Below are 21,025 nucleotides of genomic sequence, written 5' to 3' on the forward strand. Positions count from 1 at the left end.
CACAGAAGCTGTGGATAACTTTGTGAAAAACGTGCTCACACTTCTCCCGGGGCCCGATGGAACGGGCCTTACAGACAGATTGGCGATTTTTTCACCAGTGGAAAAAGTCCTTATTTTTCATCGTTTTAGATTGACAAGACGAAGAATCAAATGGTTACGCGCGTTTGTGACTGCGAAATGACAGGGTGCTTCGCGAGTGTGCACAACTGCGTTCACGGCCCCGCGCGAACGCCCTGTTTCAGGGCGTTTGGCGGGGGGTGACAGGGCCCATTCCGGGTCACGCCGGCTGGGGGATGACGCCGTCCACCAGGAAGGCTTCGCGGCGGAACAAACGAGGCTGGTCCGGCGCCTGGGCGTGCTTGTAGGCGACGTAGTCGGCGGTGGTTTCGCAGAACCAGGGGGTGAGGTTGCGCGGGCGCCGTTCGGTGAAGGCGTCGGGGGTGAACAGGGCGATGTTCAGCCCCTGCTGCGGGCAGCGGGCGGAGCGGTATTCGAAGGCTTCGACCCCGGCGGCACGCATGGCCGCCCCCAGGGCCTGGGTGGCGCGGTAGTCGCGGCGATCGAGCAGCGCCGGGTAGGCATCGAACGGCGGGTTCTGCAGGCTCACGCCGCGCTCCACCTGGAAGCGCGCCTCGAAGGAGGCGTGCTCCGAGAGGATGCGTCCGCTGGGCGGTGGGGTGGCCATGCCGCTCCACAGCACGAAGCGGTAGAAGGCGCCTTCGGCCATGGCCGTCTCCAGGCGCGCGGCGGCATAGAACAGGCTGGGCTCGTGCACCGTGCCGAAGCGCGAGCCCCAGCGCAGCGGCGGGTAGCGGAACGGGGTCTTGAGCAGGTAGTGCAGCGGTTCGGCGCTGCGCGGCAGGGGCGGTTTGCTGGTCTCGATGAGTTCTTCCAGCAGGGCCTGTTCGGCGAGGTTGTCCACCAGTTGCAGGGTCGCCACCTGTTCCTGGCTCTCCACCAGGCGCACCACGCGCCCGCGCAGAGGGGTGATGTGGCGTTCGCCGTCGCATGCGCTCCAGATGTCCATTTCCATGCGCTCGAACCCTCAGACCTTGCCGCGAATGGCGTCGAGGTACTCCACCACCCGCACCAGCCCCTGCACCTGCCCCATCAGCTCCAGCGGTACGCCGCCAAGGTGACGGTTCTCGGTGCGCAGGAAGTGGCGCATGTCCTCGAGGTTGCCGCCGAACAGCGCGAACAGGGCGCGGTAGATGCGGATCACCAGCAGCGCCAGTTCACCGGTCTTGCTCTGCGGGCGGATGCTGCCGGCGTCGGCCCAGCGGGTGACGACGGTGCGGTGGACGCCGACGATGTCGGCCAGTTGCTGGCGGGTCAGCCCCAGTTGCTCGCGGGTGTTGAGCAGGGCCTTGGCCAGGACGGCGTCGGGATCGAGGTGGGGGCGGGTCAGCGCGCTCATGGTCTTCCTCCGTGCGTTGGCATCAATATACATCATCAATGCTGCTTTATCACACACGGAAGCGCCCTGCGGGCGCATCGACAGCCACGCGCCAGGACGTAGAATGGCCCGCCCACGCGAACCGGACCGACCATGGACAAAGCCCACCTGCTCCGCCTCATCCTCGACCGCCTGGCCGACGACCTGCAGTTGCTGCAGCGGGCGGCACAGACCGCCTACGAGACGGCGACCCACGAGGAGAACATCGCCGAGAACAAGTACGACACCCTCGGCCTGGAGGCGTCCTACCTGGCCACCGGGCAGGCCCGCCGCGCTGCGGAGATCCGCCAGGCGGTAGGCCTGTACGAGGCGCTGGTGCTGCGGCCCTACGACCCGGTGCGCGGCATCGCCCTGGGTGCGCTGATATGCCTGGGTGACGAACAGGGCGGCGAGCGCTGGCTGTTCCTCGGCCCGGAAGCAGCCGGCCTGCTGGTCCAGGCCGAGGGTGCCGAGGTGACGGTGATCACCCCACGCGCGCCCCTGGGCCAGGCCCTGCTGGGCAAGCGCGAGGGTGACGAAGTGGTGGTCGCCCCCACGGGCGTGCCCCAGGTGTACGAGGTGCTGCAGGTGGCCTGAGCGGCTAGCCTTGCCCCCATCCAGAAGGAGACCGACATGACCCGCCGTACCCGCCCGCCCCTGCGTATCGCCTATTCCCCGCTGCAACTGGTGCTGTGCATCGCACTGGGCATCTGGCTCGGCGCGGTCGCCGTGGTGGCCACTGCGTGGCTCGGCTACCAGGCGGTGGTGGCCCAGGCCTGGAGCCAGGCGTCGGGGCGTGCCGCCCTCCCCTCCATCCCGCCAGCCGATGCGCCGGCGCCCCAGGTGGACAAGGGCAGCGAGATGTTCCAGCACTACCAGGAGCGGCTGGACGCCGCCCAGCAGCGCGACAACGAACGGGCGGAGGCCCGCGATCGCGCACAAAGCCCGCAATGCCAGTTCTGGCGCGAGCAGCAGCGCAACGCGCCGACGGAAAAGGCCCGGCAGAACGTCGAGCGCTTCTGCCAGTAAGAACCGTTGGGCCGGCACCGGCCCGACCAAGCGACCTGCACTTTCCGCCCACCGGGTTGCCCAACCCTGCATGGGGTGGCCTGGCGCCATCCGACGAATGCCCTGTCGCCTGCCGACCGGAGGCCATGCCCTGACACACCCGGCGAAGCGGCGCGGACTAGACTTTCCAGCAGGCACCCACACGCGGGTGCCAAGGCGGTTGTTATGAGTCCTGAAGGCTTTATCGTGCTGTTGGTCGTGGGCTGGCTGCTGGTCGCAGTGGCCATGTTGTGGGGTATGTTGCGCATCGCCCATCACCACTACCATCCCACCACCCGAGCGCCACGCCAGGCGCCCCACCCGCGCAAGCCCGGCAAGTCGCGCCAACTCCTCCACTGACCCCGAACGGCCCTGGGCATCCCTGCCTCAGGGCCGGCGGAAGCTGTGGGTCACCACGCCCCGGACGCGCCACGCTTCGCCCGGTACGAGCGTTACCGGCGGGTAGCCCTCGCTGGCGGCGCGGAGCACCTTATGGCCGTTCTCCAGGCACAGCCGGCGGATGCAGAAGTCGCCCTCGATGCGGACGACCACCAGGCTGCCATCGCCAGGCTCCAGGGCCCGGTCGGCCATGAGGATGTCCCCGGCGTACAGGCCGATGGCGCTCATGCTGTCGTCCTCCAGGCGCAGGCTGAAGGTCTGCGGGATGTCGACGCCGAGCAGATCGTCCAGCGGCGCGCTGCCCGCCAGGTGCAGACGGACCGGCTGCCGGGGGGCCTGGTCGAGGGCGAGGGTGTAGAGCGGCAGGGTGGCGTACGAGGGGCCGAGGCGGCCGATGATGCGGACAGTCCCCATGGCGGATTCTCCGAATACTGTTCATACATACAGTATTTCGAGAAAGGAAACGCCGTCAACGGGGAGAAGCCCTTGCGCCGGGGCCACCGGCGCAAGGGAACAGCGGGGATCAGCGCACGTAGTCGGGACCCCAGCGGTCGCTCTGGCGAACGCTCTGGGAGCGCAGCAGGCCCTTGCCGCCGGCTGCCTTGGCAGCGGCGATCTCGTCGTCGATCACCTTGGTGGAGATGGACAGCCAGCTGGTGACGAAGGCCATGGCATCGGCGTGCAGCTCCAGGGCCTCCAGGCTGATGTTGGCCGTGCTGTCGCAAGCGTTGTGGTAGCACGGGTCGAACGGCTTGCCGGCAGCACCGCCGTACTTCTGCGCCTGTTCGGGGGTCTTGATGTCCTCGGCGCCGGTGAACAGGCCACCGAAGGCGATGCCGTCCTCGAAGAACTGCGCGTAGTCGGAGCGGAAGTCGATCTCGGTGCCTTCGCTGGCCTGGTTGCGCAGCTTGAAGTAGGCCTCGAACAGGTGCTCGATGGCGCCGGAGCCGGGCGGGCCCTGCAGACCGAAGGACGAGCCGTCACCGTCGTAGATCTGGTTGGCGTAGTTGGGCGAACCGATCATGTCGAAGTTCAGGTAGGCCTTGATCTTCTTCTTCTCCTCGGCGGTGAGGTTCTTCACGTAGTAGGTCGAGCCCACCAGCCCGGCCTCCTCCGCGCCCCACCAGGCGAAACGCAGCTTGTTCAGCGGGTAGGCCTTGCGCAGCAGCACGGCCATCTCCAGCAGAGCGGCGCTGCCGGAACCGTTGTCGTTGATGCCCGGGCCTTCGAACACCGAGTCCAGGTGGGCGCCGGCCATCACCACGTTGTTCGGGTTGCCGTAGCGGGTCTCGGCGACCACGTTGTAGGTCTGGGTCTTCTCGCGCACCACGTCCACCACCATGCGCAGCTGCAGGCCGGGGGTCTGCGACCAGGCCACGCCGTTGTCGTAGGTGGCGAACATCACCGGTACGCCGCCTTCGTAGCCGTCGCCGAGGGTGACGTTCTCCAGGCCCTTGCGGTCGTCGGTGTTGCCCTGGTTGAAGATGATCACCCCCGCCGCACCGGCGGCCGCGGCGTTCTCCGCCTTGACCTCGAAGCTGCAGGTGCCGCGCTGGACCAGGGCGATGGCGCCGCTGGGGAAGTTGGCGAAGTCCTCCGCTTCGCAGCCGCTGCTGCTGGTGTTGCCGGCCCCCAGGGCCAGGTCCACCGGCACCACCGGGGCGCTGATGTCACCGGCCTCGGTCTGGGAGAGGTAGTTGAAGTCGGTCTCCCACACGTAGTTGCCCGGAGTGGGCGACACGGCGCTGAGGGTGCCCGGCCCCTTCGGGTAGAAGGCGGTGAAGGGGAACGGTTGCACCGTGACCTTGTAGCCGGCCTTCTCCAGGGTGCGCTTCACGTAGTCGATGGAGGCCTGGTAGCCCGGCCGGCCGGCGGCGCGGTTGCCCTCGTTGAGGCTGGCGATGTCTTCCAGGGCCTGCAGCCGCGCGAACACGTTGCGCGCCTGCATGCAACGCGGCAGCCCCAGGGGCGTGCCCACCAGGAGGGGCGAATTGCAGATGGCGGCGTTGGGTTTGCCGGGGCTCCAGTATTCCTTGAACTGCTCGGCGTCCGAGGTGGGCCCCGCCAGGGCGGCGGTGGAGAGGGCGAATGCGATGGAACCGGCAACACGTTTGACGTTGTTCTTCATGTTGACTCCAATCCATTTGAAGTGGCTTTAGGCAGGCCTGGGAATGGCGCAATGCCATTGTCCGTACGGCATCCTTCGGACGGCCTCGAACCTAGACTGGACGGTGTAGCCGGGGTTCTCCCGGGGAGTCGCCGGTTTCGTGAAACTTGTCGCCTTTTTGATACAAAAAGGCGCAAATGGCCGCAAACGGCAACGAAACGCCAGGTATTTGCCATCAAGACGCCAGCAATTTCACACCTGGATTCCGCACCACGGCCCGGCGCCTGTGCCCCGCCTCAGCCCAGCCGCATGGACAGCTCCACATCACCGCCGAAGGGCACCGACAGGTAGCCCCCCGCAGGCGCGCGGACGTGGGCGAGGTACTCCGGGCTGTGGTCGGCGTTGTCGGCGATCACCAGCGCGCCCGCCCGCAGGTGCGGCTCCACCAGCGCCAGCACCTCGGGGTACAGCGCCTTGGCACCGTCCAGCAGGAGCAGGTCGACCGACTCGGGCAGGTCCGTGCGCAGGGTCTGCAGGGCATCGCCCCGGCGGATCTCCACCAGGTCCAGCAGGCCGCCGACCTCCAGGTTGCCCCGCGCCCGCGCCACCTTGCCGGGCTCGAACTCGCAGGTGATCAGCCGGCCGCCGCCGTTGTCACGCAGGGCGGCCGCCAGGTGCAGGGTGGAGATGCCGAACGAGGTGCCGAACTCGACGATGTGCCGGGCGCCGCTGCTGCGGGCCAGCATGTACAGCAGGCGCCCGGTCTCCCGCGAGACCGGCAACGGCAGGTCGCGCAACTGGGCATACAGCTCCAGGTAGTCGGTCTTGCTGTGCATGAGCCGGGTCAGGGCCGCATCGTCCAGCCCGGCCAGGGCGGGATGGTCGTCGACCGACAGGGCGTCGGCCTGCTGGAACAGGCTGTCCAGCAGGGAAGCAAGGGGGGCGGAAGTGAGGGTGGTCATGGCGACTCCGTGGGTCAGGTTGAGCGCTACGTTGCGCCTGAATAGAATGCGACGATTTCGTCACATTCACCCATTCGCATTCCGCCGAGCCCCCATGCCCGAACGCCGAAACCCGCGCATCGCCACGCGCAAGGAGCCCCAGCAGGCCCGCTCCACCGAACTGGTGGCGAGCATCCTCGACGCCGCTATTCAGGTTTTGCAGAAGGAGGGCGCGGCACGCTTCACCACCGCCCGGGTCGCCGAACGCGCCGGGGTGAGCATCGGCTCGCTGTACCAGTACTTCCCCAACAAGGCGGCCATCCTGTTCCGCCTGCAGAGTGACGAGTGGCAGCGCACCACCGACCTGCTGCGACAGATCCTCGAAGACCGTGAGCAGCCTCCGCTGGCCCGCCTGCGCCACCTGGTGCAGGCCTTCGTCCACTCGGAATGCGAAGAGGCGGACATGCGCACCGCCCTCAACGACGCCGCCCCGCTCTACCGCGACGCCCCGGAAGCCAGGGAGGCCAAGGCCTACGCCAAACGGCTGTTCCTCACCTTCGTCGAAGAAGCCCTGCCGGCCGCCACCGGTGAGCAACGCGCCCTCGCCTGCCAGTTGCTCACTACCACCCTCGGCGCCGTGGGCAAGAACTTCTCCGAACAGCCCCGCACGGCCGAAGCCATCCATGCCTTTTCCGAGGCGCTGGCGGACATGCTCTGTGCGTACCTGCGGGGGTTGGGGGCGGAGTGATCGGCAGGCCGTGATCCGACCGTGACACCTCGGGCGGGCTGCCGCCCTTCAGCGACTGGCGGGCAACCCTGGCGCCTTCTCGATCAGCGCCTCCAGCACCAGGCGGATCTGCTCCGCCGGATCGTCCCGGCCCTGCAGCATCAGCCCCTCGGAGAGGGCGGTGAAGGTCATGGCCAGCAGCTCCCGGCTCATCGGCGCCTGCTTGCCACGGTGGTGGAAGATCAGCTCGATCAGCGTGCCCAGCGCCTCGCTGTTGGCCTGGTGCAGGTCGTGGTAGTGCTGGGCGAAATCCGCGTCGCGGGCGGCGATCAGTTGCAGTTCCACATCAAGGATCACGCACGGCTTGTTGTTCTTCAGGTTGTCGATGTACATCAGCAACCCCTGGCTCAACTCCGCCGTGGACGCCCCGCTGGCCAGGGCCTGGCCAAGGCGCTCGATCTCCACGCCCTTGAAGCGCTGGGTGAGGGCAACCAGCAAGTCGGCCTTGCTGGCGAAGTTGGAAAAGAATGCCCCCTTGGAGTAGCCGGCCTGCTCGGCGATATCACTCACACTGGCGGCGTGATATCCCTTGCTCACCATAAGTTCCGTCGCCGCTTCGAATAATTGCTCGCGGGTATGAAGTTGCTTCTCTTCGCGGCCCATTCTGGTTTTGGTCAATGTGCTAACTCCAGACCTCGATTCTGAAAAGATGCCGGTCGGCCCTGCATCCCCCCGACTGCAATACCAGGCTTTCACCGCCTTTTGACCCGGCGCAGCATAACGCATCGTTCTCCGGCACGGACGTACCCGGTATCAAAACCAACTCGCCGGTGATAACGCGTTATCACCGGTTGCCGAAGCGCTCGCGCAGCGCCCGGCCACTCCCTCGCCGGCGCCAGGCGCGGGTTATCAATTCGCCAGCATCCGGCGCGATGACACAAAAAATTAACCTGCAAACGCACTGATCCGACGAGCGGCGCTCATATCGAACCCGAACAACATAGCCATGAAAATCAACAGGTTATGCACCTAAAACCCCTACATAAACAGGGGTTCTGACACATTCGGATACCGCTTGATTTTTGAATACCGACTGGTATTCAATCTGCGCCGCCAGCGTCCTAGGACAAATCCGACAGACCGCTGGCAAGCGAAAGGAAGCCCTTCACCCACGTGTTCAAACAAGGTGTTTTTTCAATGGAATGTGCATTCGTAACCGGCGCAACGGGACTCTTGGGCAACAACACCGTACATGCACTTTTACAACGCAATATCAAAGTAAGAGCGCTGGTTCGTTCCATCGATAAAGCGAGAAAACAATTTGCTGACCTGCCCGTCGAACTGGTTCAGGGCGACCTGCAGGAAGTTGATAAGTTTCGCGCTCACTTGAAAGGCTGCGATGCACTCATACATACCGCCGCTTACTTCCGCGACAGTTACAAGGGCGGCAAACATTGGCAGGTGCTCTACGACACCAATGTGATCGCCACCGAGAACCTGCTGGCCGCTGCCTACGAGGCCGGCATCCGTCGAGGTGTGCATGTCTCCTCCATCGCCGTGCTCAAGGGCGAGCCGGGCCAGCTGATCGACGAGACCATGTCGCGCCCCGAGGCCGGTGCCGACGACTACTACCGCAGCAAGATCCTCTCCGAACTCGTGGTGCGCAAATTCCTCCACAGCCACCCCGACATGCGCATGGCCATGGTGCTGCCGGGCTGGATGTTCGGCCCCGGCGACATCGGCCCCACCTCCTCCGGCCAGTTCCTCATCGACTTCATGCACGGCAAGCTGCCCGGCGTGCTCCCCGGCACCTTCTCGGTGGTGGATGCCCGCGACGTCGCCCAGCACGTACTGGCCGCACTGGAGCGGGGGCGCAGCGGCGAGCGCTACCTGGCGGCCGGCGTGCACATGGACATGGGCAGCATCTTCAAGGCCCTGTCCCAGGTCAGCGGCCTGCCTGCACCGGAGCGCAAGGTTCCCCTGGCGGTGCTGCGGGTGATCGCCGCCCTCTATGAACTGCAACACCTGATCACCGGCAAGCCGGTGCTGATCAGCAACTCCACCATCAAGCTGATGGCCGGCGAACGCGACCGGACCCACTTCAGCCACGAAAAAAGCGCAAAAGAACTGGGCTGCCGCTTCCGTCCCGTGGAACAGACGCTGGCGGACACCCTGAACTGGTACCGGGCGAACGGCTACCTGCCGGAAACCGGGAACCCCCTTCCTACTGCCGAATGAGCCTTCCCCTCGATACCGGACGGAGTTCCCCTTGCCATGAGCCCCACCTCCCACCCTCCCGGCTTCCTGCACCGCTTCCTCGACATCGCCCGGGCGCACCCGGACCACTGCGCCATCCGTGACCTGGACAGCCCCGGCAGCGACTTCACCTACGCCCAGCTCCACGCCCATGCCTGCCTGCGCAACGGCGCCCTCGCGGCGCTGGGGCTGGAGCCCGGCGAGCGGGTCGCCCTGGCGTTGCCCAACGGCGCCGAGTTCATCGCCTTCTACCTCGCCCTGCTGGGCCGGGGCGCCGTGCCGGTGATCCTCAACTACAAGCTCACGCCTCATGAAATGGGCGCGGTGATGGACGCTGCCCAGCCGGTGGCCCTCATCACCCTCGCCGAACTGGCCGAGGAGCACGCCGCCACCTTCGCCCGCGCCGGCATCCGCCACTGCCTGCTGGTGGACGGCCCCGCCAGCCAGGCGGCACTGCCGGCCAACGCCGTGCGCCTCGACGGGCTCGCCCATGCCCCGGCCCCGCTGACGCTGCCGGAGGGCAACCCGATCGCCTCGCTGCAGTACACCTACCGTGGCCTCGGCCGGCCGCTGGGCGTGCCCCACCGCTACCTGGACCTGACCCTGTCCAGCGATGGCCTGCACGAGCACTTCCACCCCCAGGGCCTGGGCTCGGTGCACCTGGTGACGCTGCCGCTGTACGCCATCTTCGGGCTGTCGGTGATGCTGGTGTTCCCGCTGAGCATCGGCGCCACCCTGCTGATGACCAACACCCTGCTCAACCGCGACCTGGCCGAGGTGCTGGCCGAGCACCAGGTCAGCTTCGCCTGCCTGGTACCGGACGTGATTCGCTACTTCAACCTGCGCCTGGCCAAGCGCAAGACCCCGCCGCCGCCGCTGCACCCGGAGCTGATGCTTTATTCGGGCGGCAGCCACCTGCCTGCCGACGAAGGCCAGAAGCTCGGCGAGCTGCTGGGCTGCCGCCCGGTGCTGCAGGGCTACGGCCTGACCGAGAGCATGCCGATGCTGGTGCAGAGTTCCCTGCAACCAACTTCGCGCGGCGCCATGGGCCTGCCCATCCGCCATGTGCAGGTGCGGGTGGTGAACAGCCGGGGCGAGGACGTGCGCACCGGGCAGATCGGCGAGCTGCTGATCAAGGGCCCCATGGTGATCGAGGCCTACGACGGTGAACCGGAGGTCAGTGCGCGGTTCATCCGCGACGGCTGGCTGCACACCGGGGACCTGGTCTGGCAGGACGACAGCGGCCACCTGTTCTTCTATTGCCAGCGCCTGCGCATCTCCAAGATCAAGGCGCAGATGATCGACTTCGCCGAGATCGAGGCGGTCGCCCTGCGCCACCCCGCCGTCACCGCCGCCCGCGCCTACGTGGTGCCCGACGCCAAGGCCATCAACGTCCTGCACCTGGCCGTGCAGTGCACGGACGAGGTCGCCCAGGGCGAGCTGAACACCCTGCTCGCCCGCCACCTGTCCGGCTTCAAGCTGCCCCGCGTCTTCGAAATCCTCACGCTCAAGGAGAGAGCCCATGCAAGCTGAAACCCACCGACCGGTCCTCGCCGTCTTCGACTTCGACGGCACCCTGACCGACCGCCACACCTTCTGGCGCTACATGCGCTTCATCCACGGCCCGGCGCGCTTCTGGCTGGCCATGGTCCCGCTGCTGCCGAAGATGGCCGGCGTGCTGCTCGGGCTGGTGCCGCTGATGACGGCGCGGCAGGCCTTCATCGAGCGCTACCTCAAGGGGCTGACCGTGGAGCAGGAGCGCGAGCACGCGCGCTTCTTCATCACCGAGCACCTGTCCCGCTGGCTGCGCCCCGAGGCCCTGCGCCGGCTCAAGTGGCACCAGGCCCAAGGGCACGTCACCGCGCTGGTGAGCAACTCCCCGGAGAACTACCTGCTGCCCTGGGGCAACCTGGTGGGCTTCGACCACGTCTGCGGCACCCGCCTGGCCACCGACAAGCGCGGCCTCAACGGCGCCATCGACGGGCGCAACTGCGTGGAGCGCGAGAAGGTCACCCGCCTGCGTGCCTGCGTCGGCGACCTGGCCCAGTACGACATCTATGCCTACGGCGACTCCTCCGGTGACCGCGACCTGCTGGACGTGGCGACCTTCCCCTTCTACCGCAACTGGTACTGACCGATGAGCCGCCAACCCTTCGCCACCGAGACCCCCACCCGGCCCACCGGCGCGCCCACCGTCCTGATCGTCGGCGCCGGCCCCATCGGCATGACCCTGGCCATCCTCCTCGCCCAGCAGGGCATCCCCCTGCGCATCATCGAGAAGAACGCCGGCCCCTCCACCGCCACCAAGGCCATCGCCATCCACTCGCGCACCCTGGAGATCTTCCGCGCCATGGGCGTGGCCGAGCAGGCCGTGGCCCAGGGCTTCGCCATCAACCAGTTCTCCGTGCAGTCCGACGACAACCGCATCCTCAACTACGACTTCGCCCAGTTGCAGGCGCCCTACCCCATGCTGCTGAGCCTGCCGCAGCCGCAGACCGAGGCCATCCTGCTGGAGCGCCTGGGCACGCTGGGCATCACGGTGGAGTGGAACACCGAGCTGACCGACCTGCAGGTGGACGGCGACCAGGCCACCGTGACGCTGCAACCGGCCGAGGGCCCGCAGCAGATCCTCCGGCCACGCTGGGTGGCCGCCGCCGACGGCGCGCGCAGCCCGATCCGCAAGCACCTGGGGCTGACCTTCGAGGGCGAGTTCTACGACCGCTTCTTCATGCTCGCCGACGCCGACATCCAGTGGGACGGCAGCCAGGACGAAGGCGCCTTCTTCCTCGGCGACACCCAGGGCTACGTGGCGGTCGCGCCGATCAATGCGCAGTCGCGCTACCGCCTGTTCATCGAGATGCCCTACGACCTGCCGGCCGACGAGGCCGACCGCCCGCCGCTGACCCTGGAGAACTTCCAGCGCCTGTGCGAAGGGCGCGGGCAGAAGATGACCCTGTCCAACCTCAGCTCCACCACCATCGCCTCCTTCCAGCACCGCCGCGTGCAGCAGATGCAGAAGGGCCCGGTGTTCCTGGTGGGCGACAGTGCCCACATCGGCAGCCCCATCGGCGGGCAGTGGATGAACCTGGGCGTGTCCGAGGCGTACAACCTGGCCTGGAAGCTCGCCTTCGTGCACCAGGGCCTGGCCGATGCCGCGCTGCTCGACAGCTACCACGAGGAGCGCTACCCCGTGGCCCTGGAGGTGGAGAACACCGCCCACCGCCTGACCACCCTGATCACCGTGCAGAAGCGCCCGCTGGTATGGCTGCGGGACCACCTGCTGCCGCTCATCACCCGCCGCCGCGCGGTGCAGCGCGTGCTGCCCTCGATGATCTCGGGGCACCAGTACCACTACCGCCCCAGCGAGCACATCCAGCAGTCGCTGGAGCCCAGACAGCGCAACCGCTGGGCGCGCAAGGGCCACGCCGGCGAGTACCACGGCCGCGCCCCGCTGGCCGGGCACCTGGCCCCGGACGTGACGCTCTGGCAAGCCAACCCGGAGGCACCGGAGCAGCACCTGATCGACCTGTTCGACAAGGGCTTCACCCTGCTGGTGTTCACCGGCGAGGACCAGTTCTCCCCGCTGCTGCCCGGCTACCGTGACCTGGCCGCGCGCATCGAACGGGACTACCCCGCCGTGCAGGCCTTCTGCGTGGTGGACGCCCTCGACACCCGCGACTTCCCGGCCCACCCGCGAACCCTGCTCGACCCGGACTGGCGGCTGCACAAGCGCTACCACGCCCCGGCCGGCAGCCTGATGCTGGTGCGCCCGGACGGCTACATCGCCTTCCAGGGCCTGCAACCCATGGCGCTGGAGAGCTACCTGCAGCTGCGCTCGGGCCTGGTGCGCCAGCCGCTGCCGGTCAGCCGGACGCTGCATGCCCCGGAGCCGGCCACGGCCTGACGCCCGCCCCCACCCACACCCTTATTCCCTGACGGAGAGCCGCCCCAGCGTGGCGGCTCGCCCGTGGATCAATGTCGCGCCCTTTTTGAGGTCAACCCCATGAACTTGGCACTGGATAACGTGGTTCAGGATTTCATCGTCTCCAACGGCAAGATCGCCCAGAGCTACTTCGATCTGTCCGGCAAGATCATCGACTCCCTGTGCGAGTCCCACAGCGCCCGCGAAGCGGTGCTGCTGCGCCTGATCGAACAGGCCCAGCTGGTCACCTCGCAGTACCTGGAGGCCCACCAGCAGGTGGTGCAGAGCCTCTACCTCAACCATCAGGACCTGGCCACCGAACGCCGCGAAGCCCCGCCGCTGTCGGTGACCCCGCTGCGGGTGGTGCCGGCCGCGCCGCTGCCGGAAGCCCCCGCCGAAGCCCCGGGCTACGAGGCCTGGCTGCGCGAGGAGATCAGCGCCATGAGCGGCCTGCCCGCCGCCGACATCGACCTGCAGCAGCGCTTCGACGAGATGGGCCTGGACTCCCTCAGCCGGGTGAACCTGTTCGACGCCCTCGGCCAGGCCTTCCCCGAGACCCGTGCCCACGCCGAGCACTTCTTCGACCTGCAGAGCCCGGCCGAGGTGCTCGCCCAGCTCGCCAGCGCCCCGGCGACCGGGCCCGTGGACGTGGCCGGCCAGGTGCTGGCGCTGCTGGCCGAGATCACCGGGTTCGACGCCGCCGAACTGGACCCGCGCCAACCCTACGAGGAGCAGGGGCTGGATTCGCTGATCCGCCTGGACTTCCTCGACCTGGTCACCCGCCAGTGGCCGGCCCTGAAGCCCCACGAAAGCGAACTGAGCGAGGCGGTCTGTGCCCAGCAGACCATCGCCCAGGTCACCCGCCTGCTGGCCGACGGCCCCCGTGCCGAGGCCGCCGACGCAGCGCCCATCGCCCCCGATGAACGCCTGCGCGAGGCCGTGGCACCGCTGCTGGCGGAACAGGGCGCCGACGCCAGCCGCCCCTTCGCCGAACTGGGCCTGACCGGCTTCGACCGCGCCGCCCTGTGCGAACGCATGGCCAGCACCTGCAGCACCAGCGCCTTCGCCGGTGAGGCGCTGATGTCCCGGCGCAGCCCCGAGGATGCCGCCGCCCTGCTCGGACGCATGGGCTGACCCGCGTGCCCCACGACAAGGAGAACGTCATGACGGCCCCCTCCCCTGCCCCGCTGTGCTTCAGCGCCATGGCCGGCACCTTCCCAGGAGCCCCCAGCATCGACGCGCTGTGGAAGCTGCTCCGCCAGGGCCAGCGCGCCCCGCAGCAGGACCTGCTGCAACGCTGGCGCATGGCCCGCAAGGCGATCCACCACCCCCGCCCCGGCGAGAAGGACCGGGTCTACCTGCACCAGGTCCACGGCCTGGGTGGCGACGAACCGGAGCAGCTGAGCGACGGTCGCCAGCTGGCCATCGGCTGCGCGGTGCTGGAGGAGTTGCTGGAACCGCTCGCCACGCTGCCACGTGCGCGCACGGCGCTGATCGTCGCCACCTCCTGGAGTGACGAGAGCTACTTCCTCGCCAGTGCCGACCCGGCCAACGCCCCCTGCCCGGGGCTGACGCCTGCCGACCAGGTGGCACGGCTGGCCGACGCCTGCGGCCTGGGCGGCCCGGCCCTGACGGTGGACACCGCCTGCAGTTCGTTCATCTATGCCGTGGACCTGGCCCAGGGGCTGATGGACAGCGGCCAGGCGGAGCAGGTGGTGGTCATGGCCCTCAACACCCTGATGCCGCCGCCGCTGTACCTGGGGTTCTCCCAGCTCACCGCGTTCTCGCCCCGGGCGCAGTTGCAGGCCTTCGGCGCAGAGGCAGACGGCATCGTCCCCGGCGAATGCGCCGTGGCCTTCCTGCTGGAGCCGCTGAAACGGGCACTGGAGGGCGCCCGCACGCCCCTGGGCCTGATGCGCGCCCTGGGGCTCTCCGCCGATGGCGCCGAAGGCTCGGTCTTCTCCCCCGGCAAGCAGGCCCAGTACACCGCCTACCAGCGCGCCTGGGCCGGGCTGGACCCGGCCAGCGTGGGCTACATCGAGAGCCACGGCACCGGCACGCCCCTGGGGGATGCCACCGAGATCGGCTCGCTGCAGCGCTTCTTCGGCCCCCATGTCGCCTGGCCCATTCCCCTCGGCTCGATCAAGGCCAACATCGGCCACACCCTTGCCGCCGCCGGCGGTCCGTCCCTGGCCAAGGCCCTGCTGATGCTGCGGCACGGCACGCTGCCACCCCAGGTGGCCTACGCCGGCAGCGGCAAACTGGCCGACACCTGCCTGCGCCTGGTGGAGGGGCAACCCCAGGCCCTGGCGGCGGGGGAGCAGCCCTTGCGCATCGGCCTCTCCAGCTTCGGCTTCGGCGGCGCCAATGCGCACATGGTGGTCGAAGCCTACCGGCCCACTGCGGCACCGGTGCCCGCGCCGGCCCGCTCCGAGGGGCCGATCCGCCTCGACCTGATGGTGGTGGAGGCCGAGGCCGCCCTGGCCGGTGGCGGCTCCCTCGCCGAGTTCGGCCAGGCACTGCGCCAGGGCCCGCAGGCGCCGCTGCCCTTTCCCCAAGGCCGCTTCGGCGCCCAGGCCCCGCAGGTGGCGGTGCGGGCCGGGCAGTTCCTGGCGCGGGACCGGGTGATCGACATCGACGGCTACGGCATGGGCCCCCGCCCACTCGCCCATGTGGACCCGTTCAAGCTGCTGGTGACCGACCGCGTCGGCCAGTTGCTCAAGCGCCTGCCGGGCACCGCCGCCTCGGACCGCACCGCCATGGTCATGTGCTGCAACCTGGGCGGCGAACGCTTCACCAACGCCTACAGCGAGGCGGAGCGTCACTACCGCGAAGGCCAGGGGCCGGCGCCGGGCATCGAGGTGGCGGACGTAGCCAGCATGCTGCCCAGCCTGCTCTCCGGCTATCCCGCCAAGTTCTTCGACCTGCGCGGCTTCCACCAGACCCTGGCCGGCGGCCCGGGGCTGTTCTGGCACACCTTGCTGGCGGCGCCGCACTGGTTCGAGCGGGGCATCGACACCCTGCTGCTGGGCGCGGGCCGCTTCATCAGCGGCGCCAGCGAGCTGCTCGCGCTGGCCGACACGCCGGTGCCCCAGGGCGAGGGCCTGGGCGTGCTGGCCCTGCAGCGCTACCGGGCCGACGGCCCCCAGGCGCCCTTGCTGCGGCTCGTCGCAGCACTGCCGGGCAGTGCCGCCACCGACCGCCAGCAGGCGGCCGAGCGCCTGGGCATCGCCCCAGGCGCCCGCCTGCTCACCTGCCAGGTGCAGGCCGGCCCGGCAGACGACCCGCTGCAGGCACTCACCGGCTACCTGGCCGAAGCCTCGGGCATCGCCACCCTGCTCCAGGCCCTGCTGGGCGAACCCGGCGAGCGGCTGGTGGAGGTGCGCGACGGCGAGCGGGTGCTCTGCTGGCTGCAGGTCGAGTGCCTGGCCACCTGGCAGGCACCGCCGGCCCCGGCCACGCCACGGGCGGCCTTCACCCTGCGTTTCGCCAAGCCCCACACAGCCCCCGCGGTACTCGCGCCGGCGGCGCAACTGCTCCCCGCCGAACCGGGCCTGGAGGACGGCGTCGACCTGATCGGCCTCGGCGACACCCTCACCCGTACCCTGCTCAGCAGCCTGCACCTGCGCAGTCGCGCCCTGCGCGAGCTGCTGGCCATCCGCCCCGACCCGCTGGTGCGCGCGCCCGGCGAAAGCTGGCGCCGCAGCGAGCGCAACACGGTGATCACCCATGTGCTGCGGCGCAGCCCGCAGAGCCTGAACGCCACCCTGCGGGTCGACGAGGGTCACCCGTACTTCTTCGACCACCCGCTGGACCACGTGCCCGGCATCCTGCTGATCGAGGGCGTGCTGCAACTGATGGAGCACGCGGTGCCGGCACTGCGCGGCGACGCGGTGTTCATCCGCGGGCTGAACGTGCGCTTCCAGCGCTACGTGATGAAGGAACGCCCGGTGGACATCGAACTGCAGCAGAACGGCCCCCACGGCTACACCGCGCGGGTGATGCAGGACGAGCAGCTGATGTGCACCTGCACCTTGATGCTGGGCCCCGGCCAGGTGCCGCCCTCCGGGGGGGCGCTCGCACCGGTACGCCCCTGCCAACGACAGGACTGGCTGCACAAGGCCCGTGCGGAGAACGTGCTGGTAGGCGACATCGACCCGCAGGCGCGGGTGCTGGCATGCCCCATCCCACCGGGGCAGTTCTTCGAGGACGGCCACCCCCGGCAGCACTCCATGGTGTATTTCCTGGAGATCGCCCGGCAGGCCTACATGCAGATCGCCCACGGCGCGCTGCGCATCCCGCTGAAGACGCCCATGAACCTGCTGGTGCTCGACTTCACCCTGACCCGCCCCATCGGCCGCTGGCAGGCGCTGGCCCTGGCACCGCAAAGCGCGCTGCCGGCCAACGCCCAGGCCTTCAAGACCAACCGCATCGTCATCGAGCTGGAGGCCGATGGCCAACCGCTCGGCGCCGCCACCGTGACCGCCCAGGTGCTCAGCCGGCAGGCGCACCCGGCCTGAGACCGGCCCATCGACCCGAGGAGAACAGACCATGAGTGACGTGAGAGTGGAACTGCGCATGAACGCCCCCGCCAGCACCATCTGGCAGCTGTGGGAGGACGTGGCCAACGCGCCGCAATGGGACACCGACGTGCGCCAATGCACCCTGGACGGCCCCTTCCGCGTGGGCACCCAGGGGCTCTGTGTGCTGAAGAACGGCCTGAAGATGCCGCTGCAGATCACCCAGGTGACGCCCCTGCGCAGCTACACCAACACCGCCCGCCTGCTGGGCATGCGCCTGACCTTCAGCCACTACCTGACGCCCATCGGCACCGAGACCCATGTGGTCCACGCCGCGCGCATCGAGGGGCGGCTGAGCGTCCTCTACCGCCCGCTGGTACGGCGCCTGCTGCAGGCCGCCATGGGCCAGGCCCTGCGCAACCTGCGAAGCCTGGTCGAAGCCCGCGCGGTGCAGGACACCCGCGAGCCGCTGCGCGCCACGCGCTGATCCGCCCCCTTCCCACCCCGAACCGAGACCACCATGACGCTATCGCTTCGACGCCTTGCTCCCCTCCCCCTGCTGCTGGGCCTGTGCACCCCGGCCCTCGCCGATGACAGCGGCCTTTACGTCAGCCTGCTGGGCGGCGCCAACTGGGTGGCCCACCAGAACCTGCGGCAGAACTCGCTGGACTTCGTGCAGATGGACTACGAACAGCCGCTGTCCTCCGGCTATGCCGTGGACCTGGCCGTGGGCTGGCGCTCCCCCATCGGCCTGCGCCCGGAGCTGGCGCTGGCCTACCGGCGCAACAGCCTGGACCAGTTCGCCGACCGCGTGTACGAAGGCGGCGGCAAGATCGACGGCAAGGGCCAGGAGGCCGGCAGCAGCCTGATGGCCAACCTCTGGTACGACCTGCCGATGCCCGAGGGCTTCACCCGCATCAAGCCGTACATCGGTGGCGGTGTGGGCTACACCCGCCTGACCATCCGCGACCTGGAGGCCAACGGCGTGTCCTTCGGTGCCACCCACCGCGACGACGTCGGCACCTGGCAGCTGGGCGCCGGCGTCGCCTACCAGTGGGATGCGCACTGGTCCGTCTCCATGGACTACCGCTACCTGCAGACCCGCACCGCGCACTTCGGCGACATCGAAGGCCTGCCACCGGGCGACGTCAGCACCCAGTACAACGCCCAGTCGCTGATGCTCGGCGTGCAATACGGGTTGTAGCCCAACGGCGCCCGGGCTCAGCCCGGGCAGGGTGGATCGATGAAGCGCGATCCACCCACGCACAACCTCCCCCACGCCCCGCAGGATGCGCTGAGCTACGCGATGCGCATCTCCCCCGCACCGACACTCGCCCGTAGCCCGGGCTTCAGCCCGGGAACGGTGGATCGATGAAGCACGCCCCAGCCACGCACAACCTCCTCCACGCCCGTAGGATGCGCTGAGCTCCGCGATGCGCATCTCCCCCGCACCGAGGCCCAACCGTAGCCCGGGCTTCAGCCCGGGAACGGTGGATCGATGAAGCACGCCCCACCCTACGCATAGCGCCCTCCACGCCCGTAGGATGCGCTGAGCTCCGCGATGCGCATCGATTCACAGCACCCGATACGAATGCTTTGCGTGCTGCATTACCATGCTCGGCCGCCCCTCGACTGCCAGCAGGAAGCCCATGAGCAGCCCCCCGGACATCACCCTTCACACCTCCCCGGTAGCCGATTCGGACCTGGACTTCGTTTTCTCCTTCGAGCGGCGGCAATTGGTGGATCGGGTCATTCGCTTGCAGGCGGGACGCGCGGTGGAGAGCGCCGATCCCTTCATCGACGACTGGTCCCCGGCCGAACGCCAGGAGGTGAAGGACACGCTGCGGGCCGCACTGGCCAACGGCGGCATGGTCTGCCTGGCGACCTGTAAGGGGCGGGTCGTCGGCTTTGCCTGTGTGGACGGCGCGCCTGTCGATCCCGGCGGGCGTTACCACCCGCTGAGGGAGTTTCACGTCGAGGCCAGCGAGCGTGGTCGGGGCATCGGGCGCCTGCTGTTTGCCTGCTGCCTTGAAGAGGCTCGTCGCAAGGGCTTCCAGCACCTGTACGTCTCTTCCCACTCGGCACGGGAGACGGTGCTGTTCTACCAGCGTCAGGGTTGCGTAGATGCGCAGTGGTTGTGGCCGGAGCAGGTGGAGCGGGAGCCGTTCGACTATCCGATGGAGTACGAGGTGGGGCGATGAGCAACGCAAGGGTGGGCAGGCCTGCCCTGTAGTCCTGCGAAGCGAAGGGCATGGCATCCGCTATTCAGGGATGCACTGGCGTTCGTCCGGTCTCAACTGCAGAGGCAAAAGCCATGCAGCGCTGGGCGGAAAGCTGCGGGACACAGCCCGTGATCACTCAGCGCTGGAGGGCGATGAATCTGGATGGGTGTCGTCATAGGCCGGGCTTGTCTGCCCGATCTCAGGTGCAATCTGCCCGCAAGCCAGCCAGAACGCGTATTGGGGGTAGGCCTTCACAAGCACGTCGATCTCTTCCGTACTGACTCTTACCGCGCCTTTGCTGACGCTTCGCCAGCGGTCATGGTTGCCTCCCCCCAGCTCGCTGGCCTTTTTCGGTCCCAGCCGCTTGATCAACGCTCGTGCTCTATCGCCTGCGGTCTGCATAAAACGTCTTCAACGTTGCCGTCTCAAAACTTGATGCCAAGAGAGATTGTGTCTTCGCAGGTCGCCTTGTAGCCCGCTTTAGATAGCTCTTGCAGCACATCAGGCGCCCGGAAAGCGCGCGCGTGCATTCAGCGCCCATTGCTACTCAGCGCTGGACGACGGCACCTCTGAATGGGCTTCGTCATAGGCCGGGCTCGTTTGCCCGATCTCGGGCATGACCTCACCAGTCAGCAACCACCACCGGTACTGCGGGAACAACTCGGCGATAGCGAGGATTTCGCTCTCTTTGATTTCCCTGTTTCGGGAGGGGTTCTTGAGGTTGTTCCAGGTGTAGCGATTGATGCCCGTACGCTCCTCCAACTCCGGGAGGCGCATCTCTGAGGTTTTCAATATTTCAATGACACGCGATTTGATCATGATTTTTAGATCTAAAAATGATCTATCCATTTCGGATTTAATGTGACATCTATCCAATTTGGATTTATGCGTGATGGATAATTTCGTAACCGCGAATAGTGATGGAATGAGCATGGAACTGGAAGACCTTGCCCAGGCCACCTTGGCCACCCCTCAGCAGAATCTTGAAGCTGCAGCCCGCACTGATGTTGTCCGCAGCACCATTCATAACCGAACGGATCGCAGAGGCATTCCCTCCGACACACTGCGCGTACTAGCGCGCCATCGGGAGTGGAAAGCATGAGCGGGCAACCTGTGGACACCAGAACGGCCCTGGCAAACCTGGGACAGACGGTGGTGATGGAGTTGCACTGGGAAGAAGTGCCGCATCCGCTGTTCTGCTGCTACCACATCGTGGGTGTGGTGGTGCCGGTGGAGGGGGTTTGCGAGGAGGGCTACTTCCTGGTGAAGGACGCGCTGGCGCCGGGGCCGTTTCCGGATGAGCTGTTCTGGTCGGACATCCGCCGGATGAAGGTGCTGGTGCAGCGCCCCCTGCCCGCGCCAGGAGCGCGCGGGTATGCCTGAATGCACAAAGCCCCTGACTCTCGCGAGCCAGGGGACTTGCTGGGCATGGGGCCGGTTTGCCGACGA

At 67.8% G+C, this 21,025-nt stretch carries 23 protein-coding genes; 15 read left to right on the forward strand and 8 right to left on the reverse strand.

Features of this window, described 5'->3' with window-relative positions; genetic code table 11:
- Positions 1-277: 277 nt before the first annotated feature.
- Together PotMrB4_RS21100 and PotMrB4_RS21105 are read right to left on the reverse strand one after the other, a co-directional pair.
- Positions 278-1,027 (reverse strand): RES family NAD+ phosphorylase, encoded by a 750-nt coding sequence (locus tag PotMrB4_RS21100; protein ID WP_107330689.1) that lies wholly within the window; start codon positions 1,025-1,027, stop codon positions 278-280.
- An 18-nt stretch (positions 1,028-1,045) separates the two neighbouring features.
- Positions 1,046-1,417: an MbcA/ParS/Xre antitoxin family protein gene (locus PotMrB4_RS21105; RefSeq protein ID WP_044405544.1), complete on the reverse strand. Its 372-nt coding sequence runs from the start codon at positions 1,415-1,417 to the stop codon at positions 1,046-1,048.
- A gap of 132 nt (positions 1,418-1,549) precedes the next feature.
- On the opposite strand from PotMrB4_RS21105, the gene PotMrB4_RS21110 reads away from it, so the two are divergent.
- The 3 genes from PotMrB4_RS21110 (at position 1,550) to PotMrB4_RS21120 (ending at position 2,842) form a co-directional block, all read left to right on the forward strand.
- Entirely contained in the window at positions 1,550-2,032 is a 483-nt protein-coding gene (locus PotMrB4_RS21110) for a GreA/GreB family elongation factor (protein ID WP_172434404.1), read from the forward strand.
- A 36-nt stretch (positions 2,033-2,068) separates the two neighbouring features.
- Positions 2,069-2,464 (forward strand): hypothetical protein, encoded by a 396-nt coding sequence (locus tag PotMrB4_RS21115; RefSeq protein WP_044405547.1) that lies wholly within the window; start codon positions 2,069-2,071, stop codon positions 2,462-2,464.
- A 204-nt stretch (positions 2,465-2,668) separates the two neighbouring features.
- Complete coding sequence (locus tag PotMrB4_RS21120; RefSeq protein ID WP_172432200.1) at positions 2,669-2,842, forward strand: hypothetical protein; 174 nt, start codon at positions 2,669-2,671, stop codon at positions 2,840-2,842.
- Between the two features lie 27 nt (positions 2,843-2,869).
- Here PotMrB4_RS21120 and PotMrB4_RS21125 read toward each other — a convergent pair whose 3' ends face one another.
- From PotMrB4_RS21125 to PotMrB4_RS21135, 3 genes are all read right to left on the reverse strand, one after another.
- On the reverse strand, positions 2,870-3,295 hold the full coding sequence (locus tag PotMrB4_RS21125; RefSeq protein ID WP_172434405.1) for a LexA family protein: 426 nt from the start codon (positions 3,293-3,295) through the stop codon (positions 2,870-2,872).
- A gap of 109 nt (positions 3,296-3,404) precedes the next feature.
- A complete protein-coding gene (locus tag PotMrB4_RS21130) occupies positions 3,405-5,009 on the reverse strand; it encodes a M28 family metallopeptidase (protein ID WP_074971869.1) in 1,605 nt (534 codons plus the stop codon).
- Positions 5,010-5,284: 275 nt separating this feature from the next.
- A complete protein-coding gene (locus tag PotMrB4_RS21135) occupies positions 5,285-5,950 on the reverse strand; it encodes an O-methyltransferase (protein WP_074971870.1) in 666 nt (221 codons plus the stop codon).
- A gap of 94 nt (positions 5,951-6,044) precedes the next feature.
- On the opposite strand from PotMrB4_RS21135, the gene PotMrB4_RS21140 reads away from it, so the two are divergent.
- Positions 6,045-6,677 (forward strand): TetR family transcriptional regulator, encoded by a 633-nt coding sequence (locus PotMrB4_RS21140; protein WP_107331600.1) that lies wholly within the window; start codon positions 6,045-6,047, stop codon positions 6,675-6,677.
- A gap of 48 nt (positions 6,678-6,725) precedes the next feature.
- Here the strand turns inward: PotMrB4_RS21140 and PotMrB4_RS21145 are convergent, their stop codons facing one another.
- Positions 6,726-7,256 carry a TetR/AcrR family transcriptional regulator gene (locus PotMrB4_RS21145; protein WP_232060750.1) on the reverse strand — a complete coding sequence of 177 codons (531 nt, stop codon included), beginning with the start codon at positions 7,254-7,256 and terminating at the stop codon, positions 6,726-6,728.
- 597 nt (positions 7,257-7,853) lie between these two features.
- Between PotMrB4_RS21145 and PotMrB4_RS21150 the strand changes: the two genes are divergently transcribed.
- From PotMrB4_RS21150 to PotMrB4_RS21190, 9 genes are all read left to right on the forward strand, one after another.
- Positions 7,854-8,894 carry an SDR family oxidoreductase gene (locus PotMrB4_RS21150; RefSeq protein WP_107331598.1) on the forward strand — a complete coding sequence of 347 codons (1,041 nt, stop codon included), beginning with the start codon at positions 7,854-7,856 and terminating at the stop codon, positions 8,892-8,894.
- Positions 8,895-8,930: 36 nt separating this feature from the next.
- Positions 8,931-10,445 carry a class I adenylate-forming enzyme family protein gene (locus PotMrB4_RS21155; protein ID WP_172434406.1) on the forward strand — a complete coding sequence of 505 codons (1,515 nt, stop codon included), beginning with the start codon at positions 8,931-8,933 and terminating at the stop codon, positions 10,443-10,445.
- Complete coding sequence (locus tag PotMrB4_RS21160) at positions 10,435-11,046, forward strand: HAD-IB family hydrolase (RefSeq protein ID WP_044405561.1); 612 nt, start codon at positions 10,435-10,437, stop codon at positions 11,044-11,046. Before PotMrB4_RS21155 ends, PotMrB4_RS21160 begins: the two co-directional genes overlap by 11 nt.
- Before the next feature lie 3 nt (positions 11,047-11,049).
- Positions 11,050-12,816: an FAD-dependent monooxygenase gene (locus PotMrB4_RS21165; protein ID WP_172434407.1), complete on the forward strand. Its 1,767-nt coding sequence runs from the start codon at positions 11,050-11,052 to the stop codon at positions 12,814-12,816.
- Between the two features lie 99 nt (positions 12,817-12,915).
- Positions 12,916-13,968, forward strand: a complete 1,053-nt coding sequence (locus PotMrB4_RS21170; RefSeq protein ID WP_172434408.1) for an acyl carrier protein — start codon at positions 12,916-12,918, stop codon at positions 13,966-13,968.
- A 29-nt stretch (positions 13,969-13,997) separates the two neighbouring features.
- Positions 13,998-17,354 (forward strand): polyketide synthase family protein, encoded by a 3,357-nt coding sequence (locus tag PotMrB4_RS21175; RefSeq protein ID WP_172434409.1) that lies wholly within the window; start codon positions 13,998-14,000, stop codon positions 17,352-17,354.
- 31 nt (positions 17,355-17,385) lie between these two features.
- Positions 17,386-17,841 (forward strand): SRPBCC family protein, encoded by a 456-nt coding sequence (locus PotMrB4_RS21180; RefSeq protein WP_172434410.1) that lies wholly within the window; start codon positions 17,386-17,388, stop codon positions 17,839-17,841.
- Between the two features lie 33 nt (positions 17,842-17,874).
- Complete coding sequence (locus PotMrB4_RS21185; protein WP_044405569.1) at positions 17,875-18,558, forward strand: outer membrane protein; 684 nt, start codon at positions 17,875-17,877, stop codon at positions 18,556-18,558.
- A gap of 445 nt (positions 18,559-19,003) precedes the next feature.
- Positions 19,004-19,555 carry a GNAT family N-acetyltransferase gene (locus PotMrB4_RS21190; RefSeq protein WP_172434411.1) on the forward strand — a complete coding sequence of 184 codons (552 nt, stop codon included), beginning with the start codon at positions 19,004-19,006 and terminating at the stop codon, positions 19,553-19,555.
- A gap of 153 nt (positions 19,556-19,708) precedes the next feature.
- Here the strand turns inward: PotMrB4_RS21190 and PotMrB4_RS21195 are convergent, their stop codons facing one another.
- Positions 19,709-19,948: a DNA-binding protein gene (locus PotMrB4_RS21195; RefSeq protein ID WP_232060751.1), complete on the reverse strand. Its 240-nt coding sequence runs from the start codon at positions 19,946-19,948 to the stop codon at positions 19,709-19,711.
- A 171-nt stretch (positions 19,949-20,119) separates the two neighbouring features.
- Positions 20,120-20,395: a helix-turn-helix domain-containing protein gene (locus PotMrB4_RS21200; protein ID WP_074971879.1), complete on the reverse strand. Its 276-nt coding sequence runs from the start codon at positions 20,393-20,395 to the stop codon at positions 20,120-20,122.
- A gap of 112 nt (positions 20,396-20,507) precedes the next feature.
- Between PotMrB4_RS21200 and PotMrB4_RS21205 the strand changes: the two genes are divergently transcribed.
- Both PotMrB4_RS21205 and PotMrB4_RS21210 read left to right on the forward strand, forming a co-directional pair.
- The gene (locus PotMrB4_RS21205) at positions 20,508-20,678 is read left to right on the forward strand and encodes a hypothetical protein (protein WP_160481535.1); all 171 of its coding nucleotides are present in this window, start codon (positions 20,508-20,510) and stop codon (positions 20,676-20,678) included.
- The gene (locus PotMrB4_RS21210; protein ID WP_074971880.1) at positions 20,675-20,959 is read left to right on the forward strand and encodes a hypothetical protein; all 285 of its coding nucleotides are present in this window, start codon (positions 20,675-20,677) and stop codon (positions 20,957-20,959) included. The genes PotMrB4_RS21205 and PotMrB4_RS21210 overlap by 4 nt, the downstream gene beginning before the upstream one ends.
- Positions 20,960-21,025: the final 66 nt, after the last annotated feature.

Source organism: Metapseudomonas otitidis (assembly GCF_011397855.1).
In the GTDB taxonomy this organism is placed as follows: Bacteria; Pseudomonadota; Gammaproteobacteria; order Pseudomonadales; family Pseudomonadaceae; genus Metapseudomonas; species Metapseudomonas otitidis.